The following is a 25,517-nucleotide window of genomic DNA, read 5'->3' as shown; positions in this document are numbered from 1 at the left end:
GCTTGAAGGGTTGGACCGTGGTGGGCGGCGCAAAGTTACGCGCCGGCGCTATCTTCATCCAGTAGACGAAGGGCGGTTTCACCCACCTTGCGCACGGCAGCTTCGATCTGCGGCGTCGGCCGCGCGGCGAAGTTCATGCGCAGGCAGTGGCGGAACTTGCCCGAGGCCGAGAAGATGCTGCCGACGGCAACTTGCACGCCTTGCTCCAGTAAAGCCCGGTTCAGCCGTAGCGTGTCGAAATGTTCTGGTAATTCCACCCACAGCATGAAGCCGCCCTGGGGCCGGCTGACCCGCGTGCCCGCCGGGAAGTAGCGGGTTACCCAGTCGCTCATCTGGTCGCGGCCGCGCTGATACTGGCTGCGCATGCGGCGAACGTGGGGCTGGTAGTGCCCGCCGGCGATGAAGTCGGCGATGGCCAGTTGCGGTTGGCTGGCACTGCTGCCGGTGCTGATGTACTTCATGTGCAGCACCCGCTCAAGGTAGCGTCCGGGTGCCACCCAGCCCACCCTGAGCCCAGGGGCGAGGGTCTTGGAGAAAGAGCTGCAGAACAACACCCGGCCATCGTCGTCGAACGACTTGAGGGTGCGTGGGCGCGGGTAGGTGTAGGCCAGGTCGCCATACACATCGTCTTCCAGAATCGCCACATCGTAGCGTTGGGCCAGGCTCAGCAGGGCCTTCTTGCGCGCTTCGGGCATGATGTAGCCGAGCGGGTTGTTGCAGCTGGGGGTGATCTGGATGAGCTTGATCGGCCACTGCTCCAGGGCCAGCTCCAGGGCTTCCAGGCTGATGCCGGTGACCGGGTCGGTGGGGATTTCCAGCGCTTTCATGCCCAGGCCCTTCAGGGTTTGCATGGCGCCGTGGAAGCTGGGGGAGTCGACTGCAACAATGTCGCCTGGCTCGCACACTGCGCGAATGCTGCACGACAGCGCCTCATGGCAGCCGGTGGTGATCACCAGGTCAGCCGGGCCGAGGCGGCAGCCGGAGTCGAGCATCAGCCGGGCCACCTGTTCGCGCAGGGCCAGGTTGCCATGGATGTTGTCGTAGTACAGGCCAGGCATGTCCTGGCGCCGACTCAACTGGGCGAGGCTGCGCAGCAGCGGCTTGAGGGTGGGGCTGTCGATATCGGGCATGCCCCGCCCGAGTTGCACCACATCCTTGCGCGGGGTGCTGCGGATCAGCTCCAGCACCTGTTCCCACTGCGAGATATCCACCGGGCGCTGGGCCGGACGGCTCACGGCTGGCAGGGCTGGCAGGTGGCGGTGGTCGCTGACGAAGTAGCCGGACTTGGGCCTTGGCGAGACCATGCCGCTGTCCTCAAGCGTGCGGTAGGCCTGCTGCACGGTGCTCAGGCTCACCCCGTGCTCTGTGCTGAGTGCGCGCACGGATGGCAGCCGCTGCCCAGGGCGGTACAGGCCTTGTTCGATACGGGCACCCAGCAGCTCGGCAAGGTTCAGGTAGAGGGTCACGGCATACTCCTGCGCTGCAATGGCATAACGACCGGTACAGTTACCCTGAAAATACAGCATTCAGTCGGCCTACGGCCAATTCTGTATGGGAATAATAAGGCTGTATTGGATCTGTATTGCCGCTAGTGCCGACGCGCATGCTTTCTCCACGGTATCAACTGAATGGGAGAACGCAGCGATGAGTGGCATGAGCGATGTGCGCTTGCAACTGATGGCCAGGGAGCTGGAAGCCGGGCAGCAGGCCAAGGTGTTCAACGCGCCGCAGGGGCTGGGGCGCTGGGGGCTGATGCTGCATCGCTGGCACACCCGCAGGGCGCTGCTGCAGTTGACTGATGACGAGTTGCGCGATGTCGGGCTGAGCTGGGAGCAGGCGCGGATCGAGGGGCGTAAACCCTTCTGGAAGGACTGATCTGGCAGAGGCTGCGCTCCTGCACAGACCGCGTTGCTTTCAGACCAGCTCTTTAAGACGATGCCAGAGCATCCCCAACGCCAACAGCGGCGAGCGCAGGTGCTGGCCGCCAGGGAAGGTGATGTGCGGCACTTTGGCAAACAGGTCGAAGCGCCCGCTCTCCTGGCCGCTGATAGCCTCGCCCAGCAGGCGCGCTGCCAGGTGGGTGGCGTTCAGCCCATGCCCGGCGTAGGCCTGGGCGTAATACACGTTCGGCTGGCTGGCCAGGCGGCCCACCTGCGGCAAGCGGTTGGCACCAATGCCGATCATGCCCCCCCACTGGTATTCGATGCGCACGTCGGCCAATTGCGGGAAAACCTTGAGCATCTTGGGCCGCATGTACGCGGCGATGTCCTGCGGGTCACGGCCTGAATAATGGCAGGCACCGCCGAACAACAGGCGCTGGTCGGCGGAGAGACGGTAGTAGTCCAGCGCCACGCGCTGGTCGCACACGGCCATGTTCCGAGGCAAAAGCGAGTGGGCACGTTCTTCACCCAGCGGCTCGGTGGCGATGATGTAGCTGCCGGCTGGCAACACCTTGCCGCCCAGCTCGCGGTTGAGGTTGTTGAGATAGGCGTTGCAGCACAGCACCAGGTTTTTCGCACGCACCCGGCCCTGGGCGGTATGCACCTGTACTTCAGCGCCGTAGTCGATGCGGGTGACCTCGGACTGCTCGAACAGCTTCACCCCCAGGCGGCTGGCCACGGCCGCTTCACCCAGGGCGAGGTTGAGCGGGTGCAGGTGGCCGGAGCCCATGTCGACCAGCCCGCCGACATAGCAGTCGGCGCCGACCACGCTGTGGATATCGTCCTTGCCAACCAGGCGCAGCTCGTGCTGGTAGCCGAGGCTGCGCAGCTCTTCGGCATCCTCGGCAAAGCCCTGCAGTTCGGCGGGCTTGTTGGCCAGGTCGCAGTAGCCCCAGGTCAGGTCGCAGGCGATGGCATGCTTTTCGACCCGCTCGCGGACGATCTGCACCGCCTCCAGGCCCATGAGCTTCAAGCTGCGCACACCGTCCTCGCCGATTACCGGCAGGAACTGCTCCAGGCCATGGCCGACGCCGCGGATCAGCTGCCCGCCATTGCGCCCGCTGGCGCCCCAGCCGAGTTTGCGTGCTTCCAGCAAGATCACCGAAAAGCCGCGCTCGGCCAGCTCGATGGCAGTGTTCAGACCCGAGTAGCCGCCGCCGACGATGCATACGTCCGCTGAGTGGTCGCCTTGCAGGAATGAATGGTCAGGGTGTGGCGCGCTGCTGGCGGCGTAATACGAGGCGGCGTGCTGCGCGCTATGGATCATGGGCTGTGTCCTGGGGCTGGTGGGCTAGGGGAGGAGGATAAGCCGGGGCTCCGGGGCGGGCAACCGGCCTCAAGTCTGGTGCGGTCAATTGTAGGAGCGGCCTTGGGTCGCGAAAGGGCCGCAGAGCGGCCCCGGCAATATCAGTGGCGAAGCTGAGGCACTGGGGGCGCTGCGCACCCCTTTCGCGACACAAGGCCGCTCCTGCACGAAGCCGGAGCGCCTATAATCCGGCAAGTCATCAACGTTGAACTCAGCCATGTCCTGCAACCGCCACAAAATCCACTTCCTGCGCGAACTCATCCCCTCGTTCGAGTGCGAGCCCGGCTGCCACGATTGCTGCGGCCCGGTCACCACCTCGACGGAAGAAATGGCCCGCCTGCCGCGCAAGTCCCAGGCCGAACAGGACGCTGCCATGGAGCGCCTGGACTGCGTGCACCTGGGCCCCGACGGCTGCACGGTGTACGAAGAGCGCCCGATGATCTGCCGCCTGTTTGGCACCACGCCGCGCATGGCCTGCCCACGTGGCCGTGGCCCGCAACCGATGATCGAGCCCGCCGCCGAGCAGCTCGTCCACCAGTTCATCGCCACCACCCGGCAGGTGCTGGTCTAGCCTCAGTCCGGGATCGGCAGGCAGAGGCTCTCCTTCACTTCCTCCATCACGATGTAGCTCTTCGACTCGCGCACGTGCGGCAGCTTCAGCAGGATGTCGCCGAGCAGCTTGCGGTAAGACGCCATCTCCGAAATACGCGCTTTCACCAGGTAGTCAAAGTCACCTGACACAAGGTGGCACTCCAGTACATGGGGCAGTTTCAATACCGCCCGGCGGAACTCCTCGAAGGTATCGCCCGACTTGTAGTCCAGGCTTATTTCGACGAACACCAGCAGGCTGCCCTTGAGGTGCTGCGGGTTCAGGCGAGCGTTGTAGCCCATGATGATGCCCTCGCGTTCCAGGCGGCGAACCCGCTCGGTGCAAGGCGTGGTGGAAAGCCCAACTTTCTCGCCCAGTTCGGTGAAGGAAATCCGCCCGTCATTCTGCAGGATACGCAGGATGTTACGGTCGATCTTGTCCAGTTCACGCTTGCTCTGGTGCTGGGTTCTCATAGGGGATGCCCCTCCGTGAAAGGCGATTTTGCCGAGAATTCTCGCCAATAATAGGCTTTTATATAGTGAATTGCACTGGCTTCGAATTTTTATACTGCGCCCATTCATGCCATATCAATAAAAGTCTGCGGCGTGCCGCGTATGAGGGATAAAACGATGCGAGTTCTGGTACTTGGTAGCGGTGTAATCGGAACCGCCAGTGCCTACTACCTGGCCCGGCAAGGTTTCGAAGTGACGGTGGTCGACCGCCAGCCGGCGGTGGCCATGGAAACCAGCTTTGCCAACGCTGGCCAGATCTCGCCCGGCTATGCCTCGCCTTGGGCCGCCCCAGGCGTGCCGCTGAAGGCCATCAAGTGGCTGCTCGAGCGCCACGCCCCGTTGGCCATCAAGCTCACCGGCGACGTCGACCAGTACCTGTGGATGGCGCAGATGCTGCGCAACTGCACCGCCAGCCGTTATGCGGTGAACAAGGAGCGCATGGTGCGCTTGTCCGAGTACAGCCGTGACTGCCTCGACGAGCTGCGCGCCGAAACCGGCATCGCCTACGAAAACCGCAGCCTGGGTACTACCCAGCTGTTCCGCACCCAGGCCCAGGTGGATGCTGCAGCCAAGGACATCGCCGTGCTCGAGCAGTCCGGCGTGCCTTACGAGCTGCTGGACCGTGATGGTATTGCCCGCGTCGAACCCGCCCTGGCGGGTGTGAAAGACATCCTGGCCGGTGCCCTGCGCCTGCCTAACGACCAGACCGGCGACTGCCAGCTGTTCACCAACAAGCTCGCCGAAATGGCGCTGAACCTGGGCGTGGAGTTCCGCTTCGGCCAGGACATCCAGCGCCTGGACTTTGCAGGCGATCGCATCAATGGCGTGTGGATTGACGGCAAGCTGGAAACCGCCGACCGCTACGTGCTGGCACTGGGCAGCTACTCGCCGCAGATGCTCAAGCCGTTGGGCATCAAGGCCCCGGTATATCCGTTGAAGGGCTACTCGCTGACCGTGCCGATCACCAACGCCGACATGGCCCCGACCTCGACCATTCTCGACGAAACCTACAAGGTCGCGATCACCCGTTTCGACAACCGCATTCGCGTCGGTGGCATGGCTGAAATCGCCGGTTTTGACCTGTCGCTGAACCCGCGTCGGCGCGAAACGCTGGAGATGATCGTCAACGACCTTTATCCTCGCGGGGGTGATCTGAGCCAGGCCAGCTTCTGGACCGGCCTGCGCCCGGCAACGCCGGATGGCACGCCGATCGTTGGCGCCACGGCGTTCCGCAACCTGTTCCTGAACACCGGTCACGGGACCCTGGGCTGGACCATGGCGTGCGGCTCCGGTCGCCTGCTGGCCGACCTGATTGCGCGCAAGAAGCCGCAGATCAGTGCCGAAGGCCTGGATATTTCCCGTTATGGCAACAGCCGGGAAGCGGCCGGCCACGGGCAGACTGCGCCGGCTCACCAGCAGTAAGATCGCCTATATCGGCCGCTTCGCGGCTAAAGCCGCTCCCACAGGATTGCGCAAACCTTGGCAATTTGCGGTCCCTGTGGGAGCGGGTTCACCCGCGAAGAACCCAGCATCGTTTTCAACCCGAACCACCATAAGGCAGCCGCCATGCGTCCCGCCCGCGCCCTGATCGACCTCCAGGCCTTGCGCCACAACTACCGTCTGGCCCGTGAACTGACCGGTGCCAAAGCCCTCGCCGTGATCAAGGCCGACGCCTATGGCCACGGCGCCGTGCGTTGCGCCCTCGCGCTGGAGGCCGAAGCCGACGGTTTCGCCGTGGCCTGCATCGAAGAAGCGCTGGAGCTGCGCGCCGCCGGTATCAAGGCCCCAGTGCTGCTGCTGGAAGGCTTTTTCGAAGCCAGCGAACTGGCCCTGATCGCCGAGCACGACCTTTGGTGCGTGGTGCACTCGCTGTGGCAACTGGAAGCCATTGAACACGCCCAGCTGCACAAGCCAATCACCGTCTGGCTCAAGCTGGACAGCGGCATGCACCGCGTCGGCCTGCACCCCAAGGATTACCACGACGCCTATCAGCGCCTGCTGGCCAGTGGCAAGGTTTCACGCATCGTGCTGATGAGCCACTTCGCCCGCGCCGATGAGCTGGATGCCGACGCCACGGCCCAGCAGATCGCCGTATTCGAAGCCGCCCGCCAGGGCCTGGCCGCCGAGTGCAGCCTGCGCAACTCGCCCGGCGTGCTGGGCTGGCCGCAGGCACCCAGCGACTGGATACGGCCAGGCCTGATGCTGTACGGCGCCACGCCATTCGAAGTGGCGCAGGCGCAAGCCCAACGCCTGCAACCGGTAATGACCCTGCAATCACGGGTGATCAGCGTGCGTGAGTTGCCCACCGGTGAGCCGGTAGGCTATGGCGCCAGGTTCGTCAGCCCGCGCCCGACCCGCGTTGGCGTGGTCGCCATGGGCTACGCCGACGGCTACCCACGCCAGGCGCCCAATGGCACCCCGGTGCTGGTGGCCGGCCAGCGCACCCAGCTGATTGGCCGGGTGTCGATGGACATGCTCAGCATCGACCTGACCGATGTGCCGCAAGCGACTGTCGGCAGCCCGGTCGAGCTTTGGGGCAAGCAGGTGCTGGCCAGTGAGGTGGCGGCGCACGCCGGCACCATCCCCTACCAGATCTTCTGCAACCTGAAGCGGGTACCGCGGGACTACTGCGGCGAATGACACGCTGAAGCGGACAGGATGAAGGGCGGTGTGTTGTAAATACTGAACGGCATTGCCATGATATCGTTCACATCCACCCCCCTTACCACCGTTTCAGGAGGCTCCAGCTTTGGACGTCGGCGAACGACTGCAAGCCATCCGCAAGCTCAAGGGCCTGTCCCAGCGCGAACTCGCCAAACGTGCCGGCGTGACCAACAGCACCATCTCGATGATCGAGAAGAACAGCGTGAGCCCCTCGATCAGCTCACTGCGCAAGGTGCTGAGCGGCATTCCCATGTCCATGGTCGAGTTCTTCTCGGTCGAGCTGGAATCCGAACGCCCCGCGCAGATCGTCTACAAGGCCCATGAGCTGATCGATATCTCCGACGGTGCGGTGACCATGAAACTGGTCGGTAAGTCGCACCCCAACCGTGCCATTGCCTTTCTCACCGAGGTGTACCCGCCAGGTGCCGACACCGGCGCCGAAATGCTCACCCATGACGGCGAAGAGACCGGCATTCTGCTTGAGGGACGGCTGGAACTGGTGGTCGGTACCGAGCTATTCATCCTTGAAGAGGGCGACAGCTACTACTTTGAAAGCACCCGCCCGCACCGCTTTCGCAACCCGTTCGACCAGCCCGCGCGGCTGATCAGTGCGGCGACCCCTTCAAACTTTTGATCCAGCGCAGTGCATTGATTCGGCAATACCCCTTTCCCGTGTAGGGTCGTTTCACGGCCTCTGGGTTCCCGCTATACTTTTCAACGCTCGCCGATCCGTGGCCGCGAGCGTGATTAGCCACCATGAGGGTGTACGCGTGAACCAAATCAAGAAGATGCTGGCCGTACCAGCAGCCGTATTCGCCCTCTGGGCAATGAGTGCAACCGCTGCGACCAATGACGACATCGCCAAACGCCTGGAACCGGTTGGCCAGGTGTGTGTCCAGGGCCAGGAATGCAAAGGCATGGAAGTAGCTGCAGCAGCCGCTGGCGGCGCTGCGAAAACGCCGGACGATATCATCGCCAAGCACTGCAATGCCTGCCATGGCAGCGGCCTGCTCGGCGCGCCGAAGATTGGCGATACCGCCGCGTGGAAGGAACGCGCCGACCACCAGGGCGGGCTCGATGGCATCCTCGCCAAGGCCATTACCGGTATCAACGCCATGCCGCCGAAAGGCACTTGCGCAGACTGCTCGGATGACGACCTGAAGGCGGCGATCCAGAAAATGTCCGGGCTGTGAGTGACAGCTGAATTGTGTGAAGCCCGCCATCGATGGCGGGTTTTGTTTTTGTGCTGCCTGTGCCGGCCGCTTCGCGGCTAACGCCGCGAAAGGGCCAGTACAGGCAACCAACCCTTTGAGCTCATGTCCAACCCCTGAACCCACGGATGACTCAGGAGGCCCAGATGCATCTCTGCTCCCTCGACCAAGCCGTCGAGCAAGTCCTGTCACAGCTGCCAGCCCACATCCACATGGGCCTGCCGCTGGGCCTGGGCAAGCCCAACGCCTTCGTCAATGCCCTGTACGCCCGCGTGCGCGAGCTGCCTGAGCGGCGTCTGACCATCTACACCGCACTGTCCCTGGGCCGCCCGCCACTGGGTGATGGCCTGCAACGGCGCTTTCTCGAACCCTTCGTCGAGCGTGTCTTCGCCGACTATGAAGAGCTCAGCTACCTCGCCGACCTGCGCAACGACACCTTGCCGGCAAACATTCGTGTCGAACAGTTCTTCATGCAGCCCGGCAGCCTGCTGCACAGCGAATCGGCTCAGCAGGACTACGTCAGCAGCAACTACAGCCATGCCGCCCGCGACATCAACGGCAAAGGCCTGAACCTGGTCGCGCAACTGGTGGCTGCCAGTCCCGAAAAGCCTGTGCATCTGAGCCTGGCCTGCAACCCCGACATCACCCTCGACTTGTTGCCGATGATCGCCAAGCGCCGTGCGGTCGGCGAAACCATCCTCATGCTGGGCCAGGTGCACGCCGAGCTGCCCTACATGCCGGGCGACGCCGAGCTGCCCATCGACAGCTTCGACCTGCTGATCGATGAAGCGGAGCAACGCCGCCTGTTCTCCACACCGAACATGCCGGTCAGCACCCAGGACCATTGCATTGGCCTGCACGCCAGCAGCCTGGTGCGCGACGGCGGTACCCTGCAGATCGGTATCGGCGCCATGGGCGACGCCGTTGCCGCTGCACTGCTGGCGCGCCAGGGTGACAACGCGGGCTACCGTGCGCTACTCGATGCGCTGGATGTCGGGCCGTGGCAGGCGCTGATCGAGCGGGAAGGGGGCCTTGACGCCTTCGCCCAGGGCCTGTACGGCTGCAGCGAAATGTTCGTCAATGGCCTGTTGGTGCTGGCCGAGGCAGGGCTGTTACGGCGCCCGGCGGATGAGCAGGGCCCGTTGTTGCATGGCGGCTTTTTCCTTGGTCCTGGTGCGTTCTACCAGCGCTTGAGGGATATGCCGCTCGAACAGCGGGCGCGTTTTGCCATGACCCGTATCAGCTTCATCAACGAACTGTACGGGCAGGAAGAACTCAAGCGCCGTCAGCGCCGCGATGCGCGCTTCATCAACACCGTGTTTGGCATGACCCTGCTCGGCGCCGGCGTGGCGGACCAGCTGGAAGATGGCCGGGTGCTCAGTGGCGTAGGTGGGCAGTACAACTTCGTCGCCCAAGGCCATGCGCTGGAGGGCGGGCGCTCGATCCTGTTGTTGCGCAGCTGGCGCGAGGCGGGTGGAGAGGTCAGTTCAAACCTGTTCTGGAGCTATGGCCACTGCACCATCCCTCGGCACCTGCGCGACATTGTGGTGACCGAATACGGCATCGCCGATTTGCGCGGGCAGACCGACAGCGAAGTGATTGCGCGGTTGCTGGCGGTGAGTGATTCGCGCTTCCAGGACGCGCTGATCGAACAGGCGAAGAAGGCCGGCAAACTGGCCCGGGATTTCCAGCTGGAGCCGCGCTTTACCGATAACACACCGCAGCGGCTGGAGGCGATCAGGGCGCAGCATGCGCGGCTGTTCCCGGAGTATCCGCTGGGCACGGACTTCACGACTGAAGAGCGGGACTTGTTGCGGGCGCTGAACTGGTTGAAGAGCAAGTTCAAGCTGAGCGAGATGCTGGAGCTGGGCAAGGCAGCGCTGGAGGCGCCGGGGCCGGAGGGGTATGAGCGGCATCTGGCGCGGATGGGGCTGGATGCTCCGCAGGGATTGAAGCAAGAGCTTTATCAGCGCTTGTTGCTGGCAGGGTTGGCAGCGACCTGAAGATTGCAGGGGCTGCTTTGCAGCCCATCGCCGGCAAGCCAGCTCCCACAGGTACTGCACAAGGCTCGGCCTCTGTGAAATTACTGTGGGAGCTGGCTTGCCGGCGATGGGGCCGGTACAGGCTTACTCGATGAAGGACACCACACCGCCTTCCAGCGACTTCACCCGGGCCAGCGATTCAACGCGGTAGCCCTGGCTGTCCAGCTCGGCACGGCCGCCCTGGAACGATTTTTCGATGACGATACCCACGCCAGCTACGGTAGCACCGGCCTGCTTAATGATCGAGATCAGCGCCTGCGATGCCTTGCCGTTGGCCAGGAAGTCGTCGATCACCAGCACGCGGTCGCTGCTGTTGAGGTGGCGCGGCGAGATGGCCACGGTGTTCTCGGTCTGCTTGGTGAAGGAATACACCGAGGCAGTCAGCAGGTTCTCGGTCAGGGTCAGCGACTGGTGCTTGCGGGCGAAAATCACCGGCACACCCAGCTTCAGGCCGGCCATTACCGCCGGGGCAATGCCCGAAGCTTCAATGGTGACGATCTTGGTCACGCCGGCATCGGCGAACAGGCGGGCAAACTCGTCACCGATCAGCTGCATCAGCGCCGGATCGATCTGGTGGTTGAGAAACGCGTCGACTTTGAGAACCTGGTCGGAAAGCACGATGCCTTCTTCGCGAATCTTCTGATGCAGTGCTTCCACTGTAGTTTCCTCGATGTAACAAAGGTTGCCGCTAGCTAGCGGCAAAGTTTAAGAGTAATGGTTGATCAGCGTTTGAGCATTGCCCGGATATCGGCCAGCGCGTTGTTGCCGCGTGCGGCCTTTACCTCGACCGGTGCATCGTCCAGGCCTTCCCAGGCCAGGTCGTCCGGTGGCAGTTCGTCGAGGAACCGGCTGGGCGTGCAGTCGATGATTTCACCGTACTGCTTGCGCTTGGCAGCGAAGGTGAACGCCAGGGTCTGGCGGGCGCGGGTGATGCCCACGTAGGCCAAGCGGCGTTCCTCTTCGATGGTGTCGGCCTCGATGCTGGAGCGGTGCGGGAGGATTTCCTCTTCCATGCCCATGATGAACACGTAAGGGAATTCCAGGCCCTTGGAGGCATGCAGGGTCATCATCTGCACACCTTCGGCGTTTTCTTCCTCTTCCTGCTGGCGCTCGAGCATGTCACGCAGCACCAGTTTGCCGATGGCGTCCTCGATGGTCATGTCACCCTCTTCATCCTTCTCGAGGGTGTTTTTCAGCGCTTCGATCAGGAACCAGACGTTGCTGATGCGGAACTCGGCAGCCTTGTCGCTGGCGGTCTGCTGGCGGATCCAGTTCTCGTAGTCGATGTCGCGGATCATCTCGCGCAACGCAGCAATCGGGTCGTCCAGGGCGACCTTGTGGCGAACCCCGTCCAGCCAGTGCTTGAAGCGCTGCAAACGCTCGGTGTAGCGCGGCTCCAGGTGCTCGCCCAGGCCTAGCTCCTCGCTGGCGGCGTACATCGAAATACCGCGCTCGGTCGAGTAGTTGCCGAGTTTTTCCAGGGTGGTGGAGCCGATTTCGCGGCGCGGTACGTTGATCACCCGCAGGTAGGCGTTGTCGTCGTCCGGGTTCACCAGCAGGCGCAGGTAGGCCATGAGGTCCTTGACCTCCTGGCGGCCGAAGAAGCTGTTGCCGCCCGACAGACGATACGGCACCTGGTGGTGCTGCAGCTTCAGTTCGATCAGCTTGGCCTGGTAGTTGCCGCGGTACAGGATGGCGAAGTCGCTGTACGGGCGGTCGGTGCGCAGATGCAAGGTAAGGATTTCCATGGCCACGCGTTCAGCCTCGGCTTCCTCGTTCTTGCAGCGGATGACGCGGATCTCGTCGCCGACGCCCATCTCGCTCCACAGCTGCTTCTCGAAATCGTGCGGGTTGTTGGCGATCAGCACGTTGGCGCAGCGCAGGATGCGGCTGGTGGAGCGGTAGTTCTGCTCCAGCATGACCACTTTCAGGGAGGGGTAATCCTCCTTGAGCAGCATCAGGTTTTCTGGGCGGGCGCCACGCCAGGCATAGATCGACTGGTCGTCGTCGCCCACCACGGTGAACTGGTTGCGCATGCCGATCAGCATCTTCACCAGCAGGTACTGGCTGGCGTTGGTGTCCTGATATTCGTCCACCAGCAGGTAGCGCACGCGGTTCTGCCAACGTTCGAGCACGTCGGGGTTTTCCTGGAACAGCTTGACCGGCAGCAGGATCAGGTCGTCGAAGTCCACCGCGTTGAACGCCTTGAGCGTGCGCTGGTAGTGGGTGTAGACAATGGCGGCGGTCTGCTCGCGCGGGTTGCGCGCTTTTTCCAGGGCTTCGGGTGGCAGGATCAGGTCGTTTTTCCAGGCACCGATCATGTTCTTGATCTCGTCGATGCCGTCGTCGCCTGAGTATTCCTTTTGCATGATGTCGGACAGCAACGCCTTGATGTCCGACTCGTCGAAGATCGAGAACCCCGGCTTGTAGCCCAGCCGGGTGTGCTCCTTGCGGATGATGTTCAGGCCCAGGTTGTGAAAGGTGCACACCGTCAGGCCACGGCCTTCCCCCGGACGCAGCAAGGTGGCGACCCGTTCCTTCATCTCGCGCGCGGCCTTGTTGGTGAAGGTCATCGCCACGATGTACTGGGCGCGGATGCCGCAGTTCTGGATGAGGTGGGCAATCTTGCGTGTGATCACGCTGGTCTTGCCCGAACCTGCACCGGCGAGCACCAAAAGAGGGCCGCCGACGTAGTCACGGGCTTCCTGCTGCCGGGGATTGAGTCGGGACATGCTAGAAACCGGGGGTCGCCAGAAAATAGCCGCGCATTCTAACAGGCATGTGGCGGTTGTGGCGTGACCGTCTGACGTGTGAGTCAAATATGTAAACGGGATTTGCCGGGCGGCGCAGTTTCGCGCAGGATGCACGACAAAATACGTCGGGCTGCTACGCCCTGAAAACATGTATAAAAGTGAAAATCATTTTCATTGAATACAGTAGCATACCCGCCAGATCTCGTTGCACCGTGAAGCCTAAGGAGCCCGCTTGTCCACGCCTGTCGAACCTTTGCGTTTGCTGCTGTTGGCTGATGAGCCGGATTGGACAGCTTTGCTGCACGCGTGCATGCCTGCCCTGAATGGCAGCGCCGTGCTGCTCACGGCACCGAACTGGGAGGCGGTCGACAGCCTGTTCAGCCATGACCGCCAGGCCGTGATACTGGCAACCCCTGCCATGCAGCCAGCGCCGGGGCGCTGCGAGCTGCCGACCATCCTGTTGCTGGAGGATGAGCCCGAAACGGCGCCCAGTGGTGCCAGCGACTGGCTGGTCCGTGATCAGCTCAATAGCGATAACCTGCGCCGCTCGTTACGCCATGTGCGCGAGCGGGGTGTGCTGGTGGCCACCTTGCAGCGCCTGGCCGAACAAGATCCGCTGACCGGCATTGCCAACCGCCAGGGTTTTCAGGCACTGCTGACCGCGCGCCTGGCCGAAAACGAGGGGCGCGGCATTGCCCTCGGCCACCTCGACCTGGACAACTTTCGCCACGTCAACGACGCCCTTGGCCACCAGAGTGGCGACCGGCTGATCTTGCAGGTGGTTGCACGCCTGAAGCATCAGTTGGAGGCGGGCGACCAGCTGGCGCGGCTGGGCAGCGACGAGTTTGCCCTGCTGATCGACACCCGCCGCGACGCCAACCGCGCCGAATGGATGGCCGAACGCATCGTCGAGGCCCTGGCCGAACCTTACTGGGTCGATGGCGAAAGCCTGCTGCTGGGCTGCAGCCTGGGCCTGGCCCACGCCCGCGCGCAGGGTGGCGCCGACCCGCTGATGTGGCACGCGCACATCGCCATGCGCCAGGCCAAGGGCAGCCAGGGCTGCACCTTCCATGTGTTCAACGAGCGCATCAACCGTAATGCGCGCAGCCTCGCCGACCTGGAAAGCGAACTGCGCCGTGCCTTGCGCCGGGATGAACTGGAGCTGCACTACCAGCCGCGGCTGAACATGGCCGACGGGCGCATCGTCGGCCTGGAGGCGCTGGTGCGCTGGCGCCATGCCGAGCGTGGGCTGTTGCCGCCCAGCGAGTTCGTGCCGTTGGCCGAGCAAAGCGGCCTGATCGTGCCGTTGGGCTACTGGGTGATTTCCCGCGCCCTGCGTGACATGCAGGTGCTGTGCGAGCGTGGCCTGGAACCGCTGCACATGGCGGTCAACCTTAGCTTCCGCCAGTTTCAGGACAGCCAGCTGTTGGCTACCTTGAGCCGTCTGATCCTTGAGCATGGCGTCGATGCGCGCTGGCTGGAGTTCGAGCTGACCGAAACGGCAGTGATGCGCCGCAACGAGCTGGTGCGCCAGACCATGGACGCGTTGGGGCGCCTGGGCGTGCGCTTTTCCCTCGACGATTTCGGCACCGGCTTTTCTTCTTTCGTACACCTCAACAGCCTGCCGATCGCCTTGCTCAAGGTGGACCGCAGCTTCGTTGCCGAAATGGAAATGCGCGAGGAGAACCGCAAGCTGGTGCACGCCATGATCAACCTGGCGCACAACCTCAACCTCGAGGTGGTGGCCGAGGGCGTGGAGAGCGAAGAGCAGCTGGCACTGTTGCGCGAGTTTGGCTGTGACCAGGTGCAGGGCTTTCTGGTCAGCAAGCCTTTGCCCGTGGCGGAGTTGATGGAGTTTTTGATGGATTGCAGCAAGCCGAAGCTGGTTAGCCTGTGACATCGCGAGGGAGGGCTTTGCCCTCCATCGCAACACAAAGCCCCGGCAATCACACAGACACTGCAGAACCGTCAGCCACACCGGCTTTGCGCAGCAGCCGCTTCATCCGCCATTCAAAGCCGAAGGTCAGCGCCACGGCAGCAAACGCCAGCCCCAATGCCAGCCCCCACCAGATGCCGACCGCGCCGCCGCCCAGGTTGAATGCGAACAGCCAGGCACTCGGCGCGCCCACCAGCCAGTAACAGCACAAGCCGATCAGGAATGTGGTCTTGGCATCCTTGAGGCCACGAATCGAACCCATGGCGATGGTCTGCATGCCATCGAACAGCTCGAACCAGGCCGCGACCATCACCAGTTGCACCGCCAGTTGGTAGATGGCGGCGAAGGCCGGGTCGCTGCGGTCGATAAACAGCCCTACCAGTGCATCGGGCAACAGCCAGAACAGTGCCGCAAAGCCGAACATGATCAGCCCGCCGAAGCCAATCCCGACCCGCCCGGCGCTGCGTGCCGCCAGCAGATTGCCGGCGCCGTAATACAGGCCCACGCGCATGGTCACCGCATACGACAGCCCGGTCGGCACCATGAACGCCGTGGAGACGATCTGCAGGGCGATCTGATGCGCCGCCAGCTCGGTGCTGCCCAGCACACCCATGCACAGGGCGGCGAAGGCGAACAGGCCCACTTCCACCATGTAGGTGCCGCCAATGGGCAAGCCCAGCCACCACAACTCGCGCAGCGCCGGCATTGACGGGCGCGACAGGCCCTTGCGTAGCGGGTAGGCGGCATACGCCGGGTGCCAGCGGATATACAGCGCCAGGGCAATGGCCATGCCCAGCGATACCACCGCGGTGACCAGGCCAATGCCCATCAGGCCCAGCTTCGGCAGGCCGAACATGCCTTCGAGCATGGCGACATTGAGCAGGTAGTTGAGCACCGTGCCGACCACGCTGATGACCATCACCGGGGTCGAGCGGCCGAGGGCGCTGGTGAAACCGCGCAGGGCCATGAAGGTCAGGTAGCTGGGCAGCGCCAGTGGCAGCAGGGTCAGGAACTGCGCCGCCGAGGCCACGTTCTCCGGCTGTTGGCCGAACATCAGCAATACCGGCTCAAGGTTCCACAACGCCAGCGCGGCCACCAGCGCCAGGCCCCAGGCAAGCCACAGGCCGTTTTGCGCCAGGCGGGTAGCGCCCTCGATATCGTTGGCGCCCTTGCGGATGGCCACCAAAGTGCCGACGGCGGCGATCACGCCCAGGCAGAAGATGGACACGAACGAATAGCTGGCTGCGCCCAGTCCACCACCGGCCAGGGCTTGCGGGCTGATGCGGGCCATCATCAGGGTGTCGGTCAGCACCATCAGCATGTGCGCCAACTGCGAGGCGATCAGCGGCCCGGCCAGGCGCAGCAACGCCTTGAGTTCTGTGGTGGGCGCGACGTGCATGGGCTGTCCTTCTTCCGGAGGTGATGTAGCGAAGCGCGATTCTGAGGCTTCGGTCAACTTTGCACAAAAGGATAAAACCGATTGTTGGCATGACTTTGACTCATGCATATATGCTTTCAGGAGTTGCCTCACAGCTCGTATGGCAGGTACCAGATGTCTCGTCAGCTCCCACCGTTGTATGCCCTGCGCGCATTTGAAGCTGCCGCACGCTCAAGCTCTTTCACCCGCGCGGGTGAAGAGCTGTCGATCACCCAAAGTGCGGTCAGCCGGCATATCCGCACGCTGGAGGATCACTTTGCCTGCCGCTTGTTCGTCCGCAGTGGCCGCAGCCTGCAGCTGACCGAAGCGGCGCGGGTGCTGCTGCCTGGGGTGCGTGAAGGTTTTGCCGCGCTGGAGCGGGCCTGCGATACCTTGCGCGGCGAAGATGACATCCTGCGCATGAAGGCGCCTTCGACGCTGACCATGCGCTGGTTGCTGGCGCGCTTGAGTCGCTTCCGTCATTTGCAGCCGGGCAATGAAGTGCAGCTGACCAGCGCCTGGATGGACGTGGACCATGTGGACTTCAACCAGGAGCCGTTCGATTGCGCGGTGTTGCTCAGTGACGGGGCATTCCCGGCGGACTGGGAGGTGCGCAAGTTGTTCCCGGAGTTGCTGATCCCGGTGGGCGCGCCGGACCTGCTGGACGAGGAGCCGTGGGACGTGCGCCGGCTGGCCTGCATCGAGCTGTTGCACCCCACGGTGGACAAGCGTGACTGGCGCGAATGGCTGGAGCGCATGGGGCTCAGCGACAAGGTCTCGCTGAAGGGCGGCCAGGTGTTCGACACTCTGGAACTGGGCATGATTGCTGCTGCGCGTGGTTACGGGATTTCCATGGGCGACTTGCTGATGGTGGCCGAGGATGTGGCGCAGAAACGGCTTAGCCTGCCATGGCCGACGGCGGTGCCCAGCGGGATGGACTATTACCTGGTGTGGCCCCGTACACGGCCGGGGGGCGAGCGTTTGCGGCGGTTGAGCGCGTTTCTGGATGAGGAGGTGGCGGCGATGGATCTACCTGATGTGGAAATCCTGCCGCCCCTCTGATTCCCGCAGCCTTACATCGAGCCCAGATTCAAGGCCTGTGCACAGGCCTGCAACGACCGGCGCTCGCTTTGTGCATACAGCGCCAGCTCATCCTGCACCTGCAGCCCCAACGCCGCTTCGAACGCATCGCGGTTGGCGTTGCTGCCGTACTCGGCCTGGGCATCGTCACCCAGGTTGGACTGGAAGATCCCTGCAGCACTCACCGGCAGGAAGTCCTCGTACACCAGCGCCTCGAAGTGCACATGACCAGCGTCGATCAGGCCCTGCAGGGTGGTCGGTCGATCGTCCTGGCCACGCGCAGCCAGCCCTTTTTCGGTGGCAAAGTAGCGGAAGTACGCCAGGCCCTGTTCACGCATCTGCGCCAGGTCATCCGGGAATTCGACAAAAGTTTCCTGCAGCAGCGCCCTGTAGCGCTCGGCGTTGGCCTCGGCCGGCACACCGCCCAAGGCGGCCCGGGTCGCATCCAGCAGCTTGTCGTACAGCTGGCGCCCTTTCGGCGTCAGCGCCGCACCGCGCTGCTCGATTTCGCCAAAGCGCGCAGTGTGGCTGCCCTCGCTGCCTTGTTGGTCGCGGAAGGCAACCTTTTCCTGCAGCGCCTTGAAGCTGGTCTGGCGCAGCAGGATCGGGTGGCGGCGGGTGGGCGGGCCTTCGACCACGGCCTTGGGCGGGATGCCCTTGGCCGGCATGCCCATCTGGATGGCGTCGATATCCAGGGTGCGTGGGGTCAGGTGGTTGATGTGCGGGCCCTTGAAGGCGACCACGTCGGCGATCAGGCGATGCTGGTCGTGCAACTGCTGGTACTGCTCGGCAGTGACCGTGGCATCATGGTGCCAGCGGAAGGTGTGCAGCGCTTCCTGCACAAATGCGTCGGCATCTGCAGCGTTCAGGCCACCATCGCGTTCGCACTGGGCAATCAGCGCGAGGGCGCGATCCGTGAATATCTGGCGTTTGGCGAGGATGCTCTGGGCCAGTTCACGCAGCTGCGGGTTGTCGATCAGCTCCAGGCGCAGCAGCGAGGTGAACACGCGGAACGGGCTGACGTGCAGCGACTGCTCGTGCACCGCGCGAAACGCGGTGGAGTGCACCGGCACGCCGGCAGAGCTGAGGTCGTAGTAGCCGACCGGCTGCATGCCCATGACGGCGAACAGACGGGCGATGGTGGCCAGCTCTTCAGCGGTGCCGACGCGGATGGCGCCGTGGCGTTCCTGATCCAGGCGCTCGATTTCGCCGGTCCAGCGCAGGGCTTCGGCTACCTCGGGTTGCTGGGCCATGACCTGCTGGTTGATTTCGCTCACCAGCTCCAGCAACGTGCCGTAGAGCGGCACTTCCTGTTTGTACATGAGCGACATGGCGGCAGAGAACTGCGCGCGGATGCTGTCTGGGCTGACGAAATCGTGGGCGGGCATCGCTAGCTTCCTGGTTAGGTTTGGACGCTTACATGAAAGCTGGGAATGCACTTGGCTCACAAGCGAAAAAAAGTGAGTGTGTCATTCCTTTTTTGATCGACCTTCAGGGCCCTTTCGCGGGCATGCCCGCTCCCACAAGTACTGCACAGGGCTTGAACCTGCGCGGTCCCTGTAGGAGCGGGCGTGCCCGCGAAGAGGCCCTCAAGCCTGAAGCTGCTCATCAATCCATTCCACCAACGCCCGCACCTTTGGCACCTCCGCCGCATGCTCGGCATACGCCAGATAATGCGCCCCGCCACTGCGCATTGCATGGTTCCACGGCACCACCAGGCTACCGTCGGCCAGTTCCTTGGCCGCCAGATAACGCGGTACCAACGCCACCCCGCAGCCAGCCTGCGCCGCGCTCAGCGCCATGTAGAACGTATCAAAGCGTGGCCCGTGGTAGGCACTGACGCTCTGCAGCCCCAGCTCCTGGAACCACTCATGCCAGGCCTCCGGCCGCGAGGTGCTCTGAAGCAGTACCAGTTCGGCCAACTCTGCGGCATCGCCCAGCTCGCGCCCGGCCAGCAGCTCCGGCGCGCACACCGGCACCACTTCTTCGCGGAACAGCTCAACGCAGGTGGCCCCCGGCCACGTGCCCTGGCCATAGAAGAACACCACGTCCGCCGACCCCTGCAGCAGCGCAAACGGTTCCATCTCGTTGCGGATATCAAGGTGGATATTGGTGTGGCGTTTGCCAAAGCCCTTGAGGTGAGGAATCAACCAGCGCACGCCAAAGCTCGGCTGAGTAGCTACCTTCAGTATCTCGGTCTGCTCGCCATAGGTCAGGACATAGCGGCTGGACATGTCGACCTGGGTGAGGATCTTGTTGACCTCGGCCAGGTACAGACTGCCAGCCGGGGTCAGTTGCAGGCGCCGGCGAATGCGCAGGAACAGGTGGTGGCGCAGCATCTCTTCAAGCTGCGCTACCTGCTTGCTGACCGCGCTCTGGGTCAGGTGCAGCTCTTCGGCGGCACGGGTAAAGCTTAAATGGCGCGCGGCAGCTTCAAAGCACTGCAGGGCGGTCATGGAGGGCACCAGGCGTTTGGACATAGCGGTCTCTGCGGCTCGAATCATTACCTGACGGAATGATATGCGGAATAAAGGTCGTTTGTTGCACTGGTGTGATCGGATTAATACTGATCCACATCATTTTTCCACCCCATCACCGATATAGGAGATGCACAAATGGTTGCTGGATTGCTCGAGCGCCTTGGCGTTGCCGCCGATGCTTACACCCAGGGCGACTACCCTGTTCACACGCCGATCGACGGCAGCCAGATCGCCTCGGTGAAACTGCTCGGCAAGGCCGAGACCATCGCTCGCATCGATCAGGCCCAGAGCGCCTTCGAAGCCTGGCGCAGCGTACCGGCCCCACGCCGTGGCGAGCTGGTGCGTCTGTTCGGTGAAGTGCTGCGCGAGCACAAGGCGGACCTCGGCGAGCTGGTATCGATCGAAGCCGGCAAGATCACCCAGGAAGGCCTGGGCGAAGTGCAGGAAATGATCGACATCTGCGACTTCGCCGTCGGCCTGTCGCGTCAGCTGTACGGCCTGACCATCGCTTCCGAGCGCCCTGGCCACCACATGCGTGAAACCTGGCACCCGCTGGGCGTGGTCGGCGTGATCAGCGCCTTCAACTTCCCGGTAGCCGTCTGGGCCTGGAACACCGCCCTGGCCCTGGTGGCCGGTAACTCGGTGCTGTGGAAACCGTCTGAAAAAACCCCGCTGACCGCGCTGGCCTGCCAGGCGCTGTTCGACAAAGCCCTGAAAGCCTTCGGCGATGCACCGGCTGGCCTGGCCCAACTGGTGATCGGTGGCCGTGAAGCTGGCGAAGCCATGGTCGATGACCCGCGCGTACCGCTGGTCAGCGCCACCGGCAGCACCCGCATGGGCCGTGAAGTCGGTCCGCGTGTCGCTGCCCGCTTCGGCCGCAGCATCCTGGAACTGGGCGGCAACAACGCCATGATCCTGGCCCCGAGCGCAGACCTGGACCTGGCCGTGCGCGGCATCCTGTTCTCTGCTGTCGGCACCGCCGGTCAGCGCTGCACCACCCTGCGTCGCCTGATCGTGCACCGCTCGATCAAGGACGAAGTGGTTGCCCGCGTCAAAGCCGCCTACGGCAAAGTTCGCATCGGCGACCCACGCAAAGACAACCTGGTTGGCCCGCTGATCGACAAACTGTCGTTCGACGCCATGCAGGGTGCGCTGGCCAAGGCCCGCGATGAAGGCGGCCAGGTATTTGGTGGTGAGCGCCAGCTGGCCGACCAGTATCCGAACGCCTACTACGTGTCGCCAGCCATCGCCGAAATGCCGGCGCAGAGCGAGGTAGTACGCCATGAAACCTTCGCCCCGATCCTGTACGTGCTGGCCTACGACGACTTCGAAGAGGCCCTGCGCCTGAACAACGAAGTGCCACAAGGCCTGTCGTCGTGCATCTTCACCACCGACCTGCGTGAAGCCGAACGCTTCCAGAGCGCTTCGGGCAGCGACTGTGGCATCGCCAACGTCAACATCGGCACCAGCGGCGCCGAGATCGGCGGCGCGTTTGGTGGCGAGAAGGAAACCGGCGGTGGCCGTGAGTCCGGTTCGGATGCCTGGAAAGGCTACATGCGTCGCCAGACCAACACCGTGAACTACTCGCGCGAGCTGCCGCTGGCGCAGGGTATCGTGTTCGACTGATGACCGCAGGCGGGGGCTCTGCCCCCGTTTCGCCGGCAAGCCAGCTCCCACAGAGAGTGTTGTCTACCGTACGCTCTCTGTGGGAGCTGGCTTGTCGGCGACAGGGCCGCACCGCGGCCCCAACAAGAACAAATTGCTGGAGCCGGGCCATGTCCGAACTGCGTCAAGAATGCTTGTGGGAATTCGTCAGCAAACCGACCGTCGCCGACCAGGCCCTGGCCGGTGAGCACAAGGCGGATGTCTGTGTGATCGGTGGCGGCATTACCGGCTTGTCTGCGGCTATCCACCTGCTCGAACAGGGCAAGTCGGTGATCCTGCTGGAGGCCTGGAAGATCGGCCATGGCGGGTCCGGGCGCAACGTCGGCCTGGTCAACGCCGGCACCTGGATTCGCCCGGACGACGTCGAAGCGACCCTCGGCCAGAAGACGGGCAGCCGCCTGAACAAGGTACTCGGCGAGGCCCCGGCTGAAGTGTTCGCCATGATCGAGCGCCTTGGCATCGACTGCCAGGCCCAGCACAAAGGCACGCTGCACATGGCGCACAACGCCACCGGCATCGCCGACCTCGAAGCGCGCCATGCGCAGTGGAGCCGCCGGGGTGCCGACGTGGAGCTGCTGACCGGCGCCCAGTGCCAGGAGTACTGCGGTACCGACAAGATTTCTGCCGCGCTGCTCGACCGCCGCGCCGGCACCATCAACCCCATGGGTTACACCCAGGGCCTGGCGGCTGCCGTGGCGCGTCTGGGCGGCAAGCTGTTCCAGCAATCGTCGGTCGAAGGCCTTGAACGTGACGGCGATGCCTGGCGGGTGAAGACCGCTCGCGGGTCAGTGCGCGCCGACAAGGTGGTGATTTCCACCGGCGCCTATACCGAAGGCGACTGGAGCAACCTGCAGAAGCAGTTTTTCCGTGGGTATTACTACCAGGTGGCTTCCAAGCCTCTACACGGCGCTGCGGCCGACAAAGTGCTGCCTCATGGCCAAGGCTCCTGGGACACCCGCACGGTGCTCAGCAGCATCCGCCGTGACGACCAGGGCCGGCTGTTGCTCGGCAGCCTGGGCCGGGTCGACAACAAGCCGGCGTGGTTTGTGCGCAGCTGGGCGGACCGCATCCAGAGCCACTATTACCCGGAGCTGGGCAAGGTCGAGTGGGAAATGCACTGGACCGGTTGCATCGACTTCACCCCCGACCACTTGATGCGCCTGTTCGAGCCGGCGCCGGGGCTGGTGGCGGTGACTGGCTACAACGGCCGCGGCAACACGACCGGCACCGTGATCGGCCGGGCGTTTGCCGAGTTCCTGCTCAAGGGCGAGGCGGACAGCTTGCCGATACCGTTCTCGCCGATGGCCGGCGTGAGCGCGCCGTCACTGCGCACCGCGTTCTATGAGTCCGGGTTCTCGCTGTACCACGCGGGGCAATGCTTGAGAGTTGTGTTGTAAGTACCGGCCTCTTCGCGGGTAAACCCGCTCCCACAGGTACAACACAGTTTTCGAGACTTGTGATGTACCCGTGGGAGCGGGTTTACCCGCGAAGAGGCCAGTATAGGCTTACTTGTGCAACCAGCTAAGGAAGCCGCCCTTCTTGATCAGGGCCGGCTTCTGCAGCAGCAACGACTCCCGGCTCTGCCGCCGGAAGCGCTGCAACTTGCTCAACGCCGTCTGCACTTCGCCGCGCTGTACCAGGCAGCTCTTCACCTGTTCCTTGTCGATCCGGTACAACACGCAGCTGGTCAGGGTGCGGAACTCGGCAAACGAATCTTCTTCGTCAATGATCCCCTCGACCCCCAGCACCTCACCCGGCCCCATGCGCCCGGCTTCCAGCAGCTTGTCGCCATCGCGCACCGCTGCCGAGACCACACCGCTACCGATTACCAGCAGGTGATCGGAATGCTCGCCCACGCCCAGGATCACCTGATCGGCCAGGTACTCCACTGTCGTCATGCGCTGGCTTAGTGCATCGCGTTCTTCATCGCTCAACGAGCGGAACACCCGCACTTCATCCAGCACCTCGCGCTGGCGGCTGCGCGGCGGCATCGCCAGGTCGACATTCCACATCACCCCGCTGGCCTCCAGGTGCCGGTGGGCCAGGTCGAACAGCTGGTTGCGCGCTTCGGTCTTGAGTGCGGCGTCAGCAATGAAACCACTGGCTTCGTACTCCACCGACTCCAGTGTCGAGGTTTTCACCGAAACCTTGGGCGCTGGCGAGGCGAGCAGGGCGCTGGTGCCCTGCAAGGCCTTTTCCAGGGCGTCGAACACCCGCCTTGGGCGAACCTTGGCCGGCACCACCACGCTGATGGTTACCCCGTGGCGATCGGCCGGGCGGCTATGGTTGAGCAGCTTGGCCTTGGCCGCCACCGAGTTGGGGATGACCGCCAGGCTGCCGGTGCCGGTGATCATGCGCGTGGCCCGCCAGTCGATATCCACCACCTTGCCCTCGGTGCCATCTATGGAGATCGAATCGCCGATCTGATAGGGCCGCGTGGTATTCAGCACGATGCCGCTGAACACGTCGGCCAGCGTGCTCTGCAGCGCGAGGCCGATGACGATGGCCATCACCCCGGACGTGGCCAGCAGGCCCTTTACCGGCAGCTGCAGCACATAGCCTGCAGCAGCGACCACTGCGACCAGGAATATCAGCGCGCCCAGTACATCCTGCAGCAGCCGGCCGCCATGGCTGCCCCTGGCCACCAGCAGCAGGCCGAACACCACGGTGATCGTGCGCGCACCAAACAGCCACCAGCCGATTGCCAGCACCGTGGCCATCAGGTTGCGCGAAACATCGTCAGGCCAGGGTGGCGGTTGCAGCGGGCTCATGCCGGCGGCCACCAGCACCGAGCTGAACAGCAGGAATATCACCAGCCGTGCGCCGATGCGCCAGGCGCGGCGCTGAACAGGGATGAGCTGCCAGAGCACCAGGTCAAGCAGGATCAGGGCGGAGCCGAGCAACAACGGGGACGACTGGATGAACGCCAGCATGGAAGTCTCGGGGGTGAGGGGAGGCTGTGGGTAGTAATAGAGCAGGTTGCCGTCGCAGGCAATGTGAACCTGTGCCGGCCTCTTTGCGGATGAACCCGCTCCCACAGCTCTGAGTTTGGTGAAGTCCCTGTGGGAGCGGGTTCACCCGCGAAGGGGCCAGCAAATTCAGCGCCAATCCATCGTTCACATAACAGAACGCTAAAGCCAAAAACCGCTATCTACCGCTGAAAAGGTGATGGATTTAATCTTCTCCCATCAACGCGAAACACCCAACTTACTGAACAATCAAAACCTTCTGGAGCAACGACCATGACCAACTTCAAATACAACCGCCTGAACAAAGACGACGCCGCCGTACTGCTGGTCGACCACCAGGCGGGCCTGCTGTCGCTGGTCCGCGACATCGAACCGGATGCCTTCAAGAACAACGTGCTGGCCCTGGCCGACCTGGCCAAGTTCTTCAACCTGCCGACCATCCTCACCACCAGCTTCGAGCAAGGCCCCAACGGCCCGCTGGTACCGGAACTGAAGGCACTGTTCCCGGACGCCCCGTACATTGCCCGCCCAGGCCAGATCAACGCCTGGGACAACGAAGACTTCGTCAAGGCAGTGAAGGCCACCGGCAAGAAGCAGCTGATCATTGCCGGCGTCGTGACTGAAGTGTGCGTGGCCTTCCCGGCCCTGGCAGCCCTGGAAGAAGAATTCGACGTGTTCGTGGTGACCGATGCTTCCGGCACCTTCAACGCCATGACCCGCGACGCCGCCCATGACCGCATGAGCCAGGCCGGTGCGCAGCTGATGACCTGGTTCGGCGTGGCCTGTGAGCTGCACCGCGACTGGCGCAATGACGTGGAAGGCCTGGCCGCGCTGTGCTCCAACCACATCCCTGACTACCGCAACCTGATGACCAGCTACAACGCCTTCAACGCCAGCAAGTAAACCGCTACGCCCCGGGCACCGACGGTCGGTGCCCGGCAAGGGCAGCACAC

Annotated in this window: 21 protein-coding genes; 12 read left to right on the top strand and 9 right to left on the bottom strand. The window is 63.6% G+C overall.

Annotated elements, in window-relative coordinates; translation table 11 throughout:
* Positions 1–35 precede the first annotated feature (35 nt).
* Complete coding sequence (locus AC5O5I_RS27355) at positions 36–1,466, bottom strand: aminotransferase-like domain-containing protein (RefSeq protein WP_172287600.1); 1,431 nt, start codon at positions 1,464–1,466, stop codon at positions 36–38.
* Positions 1,467–1,644: 178 nt separating this feature from the next.
* On the opposite strand from AC5O5I_RS27355, the gene AC5O5I_RS27350 reads away from it, so the two are divergent.
* Complete coding sequence (locus tag AC5O5I_RS27350) at positions 1,645–1,875, top strand: DUF1127 domain-containing protein (protein WP_172223092.1); 231 nt, start codon at positions 1,645–1,647, stop codon at positions 1,873–1,875.
* 39 nt (positions 1,876–1,914) lie between these two features.
* On the opposite strand, the gene AC5O5I_RS27345 is transcribed toward AC5O5I_RS27350, so the two are convergent.
* Positions 1,915–3,207, bottom strand: coding sequence for an NAD(P)/FAD-dependent oxidoreductase (locus AC5O5I_RS27345; protein ID WP_172223088.1), 1,293 nt, complete (start codon positions 3,205–3,207; stop codon positions 1,915–1,917).
* 256 nt (positions 3,208–3,463) lie between these two features.
* Here AC5O5I_RS27345 and AC5O5I_RS27340 point away from each other — a divergent pair, with 256 nt between their 5' ends.
* Positions 3,464–3,817 carry a YkgJ family cysteine cluster protein gene (locus AC5O5I_RS27340; RefSeq protein WP_172223084.1) on the top strand — a complete coding sequence of 118 codons (354 nt, stop codon included), beginning with the start codon at positions 3,464–3,466 and terminating at the stop codon, positions 3,815–3,817.
* Positions 3,818–3,819: 2 nt separating this feature from the next.
* Here the strand turns inward: AC5O5I_RS27340 and dadR are convergent, their stop codons facing one another.
* Positions 3,820–4,308 (bottom strand): transcriptional regulator DadR, encoded by a 489-nt coding sequence (dadR, locus tag AC5O5I_RS27335; protein WP_003258963.1) that lies wholly within the window; start codon positions 4,306–4,308, stop codon positions 3,820–3,822.
* A 156-nt stretch (positions 4,309–4,464) separates the two neighbouring features.
* Between dadR and dadA the strand changes: the two genes are divergently transcribed.
* The 5 genes from dadA (at position 4,465) to AC5O5I_RS27310 (ending at position 10,225) form a co-directional block, all read left to right on the top strand.
* Complete coding sequence (dadA, locus tag AC5O5I_RS27330) at positions 4,465–5,769, top strand: D-amino acid dehydrogenase (RefSeq protein WP_172223080.1); 1,305 nt, start codon at positions 4,465–4,467, stop codon at positions 5,767–5,769.
* Positions 5,770–5,913: 144 nt separating this feature from the next.
* Positions 5,914–6,987, top strand: a complete 1,074-nt coding sequence (gene alr, locus AC5O5I_RS27325) for an alanine racemase (RefSeq protein ID WP_494511848.1) — start codon at positions 5,914–5,916, stop codon at positions 6,985–6,987.
* 109 nt (positions 6,988–7,096) lie between these two features.
* Positions 7,097–7,645 (top strand): cupin domain-containing protein, encoded by a 549-nt coding sequence (locus AC5O5I_RS27320; RefSeq protein WP_172223072.1) that lies wholly within the window; start codon positions 7,097–7,099, stop codon positions 7,643–7,645.
* 136 nt (positions 7,646–7,781) lie between these two features.
* Positions 7,782–8,204, top strand: a complete 423-nt coding sequence (locus tag AC5O5I_RS27315) for a c-type cytochrome (RefSeq protein WP_172223069.1) — start codon at positions 7,782–7,784, stop codon at positions 8,202–8,204.
* Between the two features lie 164 nt (positions 8,205–8,368).
* Positions 8,369–10,225: an acetyl-CoA hydrolase/transferase C-terminal domain-containing protein gene (locus AC5O5I_RS27310; protein WP_494511847.1), complete on the top strand. Its 1,857-nt coding sequence runs from the start codon at positions 8,369–8,371 to the stop codon at positions 10,223–10,225.
* 123 nt (positions 10,226–10,348) lie between these two features.
* Here the strand turns inward: AC5O5I_RS27310 and AC5O5I_RS27305 are convergent, their stop codons facing one another.
* Together AC5O5I_RS27305 and rep are read right to left on the bottom strand one after the other, a co-directional pair.
* On the bottom strand, positions 10,349–10,921 hold the full coding sequence (locus tag AC5O5I_RS27305; protein ID WP_172232644.1) for a xanthine phosphoribosyltransferase: 573 nt from the start codon (positions 10,919–10,921) through the stop codon (positions 10,349–10,351).
* Between the two features lie 65 nt (positions 10,922–10,986).
* A complete protein-coding gene (rep, locus tag AC5O5I_RS27300) occupies positions 10,987–12,996 on the bottom strand; it encodes a DNA helicase Rep (RefSeq protein ID WP_172285942.1) in 2,010 nt (669 codons plus the stop codon).
* Positions 12,997–13,249: 253 nt separating this feature from the next.
* Between rep and AC5O5I_RS27295 the strand changes: the two genes are divergently transcribed.
* A complete protein-coding gene (locus AC5O5I_RS27295; protein WP_172285943.1) occupies positions 13,250–14,914 on the top strand; it encodes a putative bifunctional diguanylate cyclase/phosphodiesterase in 1,665 nt (554 codons plus the stop codon).
* A 49-nt stretch (positions 14,915–14,963) separates the two neighbouring features.
* On the opposite strand, the gene AC5O5I_RS27290 is transcribed toward AC5O5I_RS27295, so the two are convergent.
* Positions 14,964–16,352 carry a NorM family multidrug efflux MATE transporter gene (locus AC5O5I_RS27290; protein ID WP_494511846.1) on the bottom strand — a complete coding sequence of 463 codons (1,389 nt, stop codon included), beginning with the start codon at positions 16,350–16,352 and terminating at the stop codon, positions 14,964–14,966.
* 153 nt (positions 16,353–16,505) lie between these two features.
* On the opposite strand from AC5O5I_RS27290, the gene AC5O5I_RS27285 reads away from it, so the two are divergent.
* Positions 16,506–17,432 (top strand): LysR substrate-binding domain-containing protein, encoded by a 927-nt coding sequence (locus AC5O5I_RS27285; RefSeq protein ID WP_172231453.1) that lies wholly within the window; start codon positions 16,506–16,508, stop codon positions 17,430–17,432.
* Positions 17,433–17,443: 11 nt separating this feature from the next.
* On the opposite strand, the gene hglS is transcribed toward AC5O5I_RS27285, so the two are convergent.
* Positions 17,444–18,838, bottom strand: a complete 1,395-nt coding sequence (gene hglS / locus AC5O5I_RS27280) for a 2-oxoadipate dioxygenase/decarboxylase HglS (RefSeq protein ID WP_172285944.1) — start codon at positions 18,836–18,838, stop codon at positions 17,444–17,446.
* Positions 18,839–19,039: 201 nt separating this feature from the next.
* Entirely contained in the window at positions 19,040–19,930 is an 891-nt protein-coding gene (locus AC5O5I_RS27275; RefSeq protein ID WP_172222527.1) for a LysR family transcriptional regulator, read from the bottom strand.
* 135 nt (positions 19,931–20,065) lie between these two features.
* On the opposite strand from AC5O5I_RS27275, the gene amaB reads away from it, so the two are divergent.
* Entirely contained in the window at positions 20,066–21,556 is a 1,491-nt protein-coding gene (gene amaB, locus AC5O5I_RS27270; RefSeq protein ID WP_494511845.1) for an L-piperidine-6-carboxylate dehydrogenase, read from the top strand.
* Between the two features lie 149 nt (positions 21,557–21,705).
* Positions 21,706–22,992: an L-pipecolate oxidase gene (gene amaA, locus AC5O5I_RS27265; protein ID WP_172222535.1), complete on the top strand. Its 1,287-nt coding sequence runs from the start codon at positions 21,706–21,708 to the stop codon at positions 22,990–22,992.
* A gap of 108 nt (positions 22,993–23,100) precedes the next feature.
* On the opposite strand, the gene AC5O5I_RS27260 is transcribed toward amaA, so the two are convergent.
* Positions 23,101–24,528: a mechanosensitive ion channel family protein gene (locus AC5O5I_RS27260; RefSeq protein WP_172222539.1), complete on the bottom strand. Its 1,428-nt coding sequence runs from the start codon at positions 24,526–24,528 to the stop codon at positions 23,101–23,103.
* Positions 24,529–24,837: 309 nt separating this feature from the next.
* On the opposite strand from AC5O5I_RS27260, the gene ycaC reads away from it, so the two are divergent.
* Positions 24,838–25,467 (top strand): isochorismate family cysteine hydrolase YcaC, encoded by a 630-nt coding sequence (gene ycaC, locus AC5O5I_RS27255; RefSeq protein ID WP_172222542.1) that lies wholly within the window; start codon positions 24,838–24,840, stop codon positions 25,465–25,467.
* Positions 25,468–25,517: the final 50 nt, after the last annotated feature.

It is taken from the genome of Pseudomonas sp. 9_2_1 (assembly GCF_059295275.1).
The sequence above is the reverse complement of the archived record's forward strand: the minus strand, read 5'-3'. Positions and strand labels throughout refer to the sequence as shown.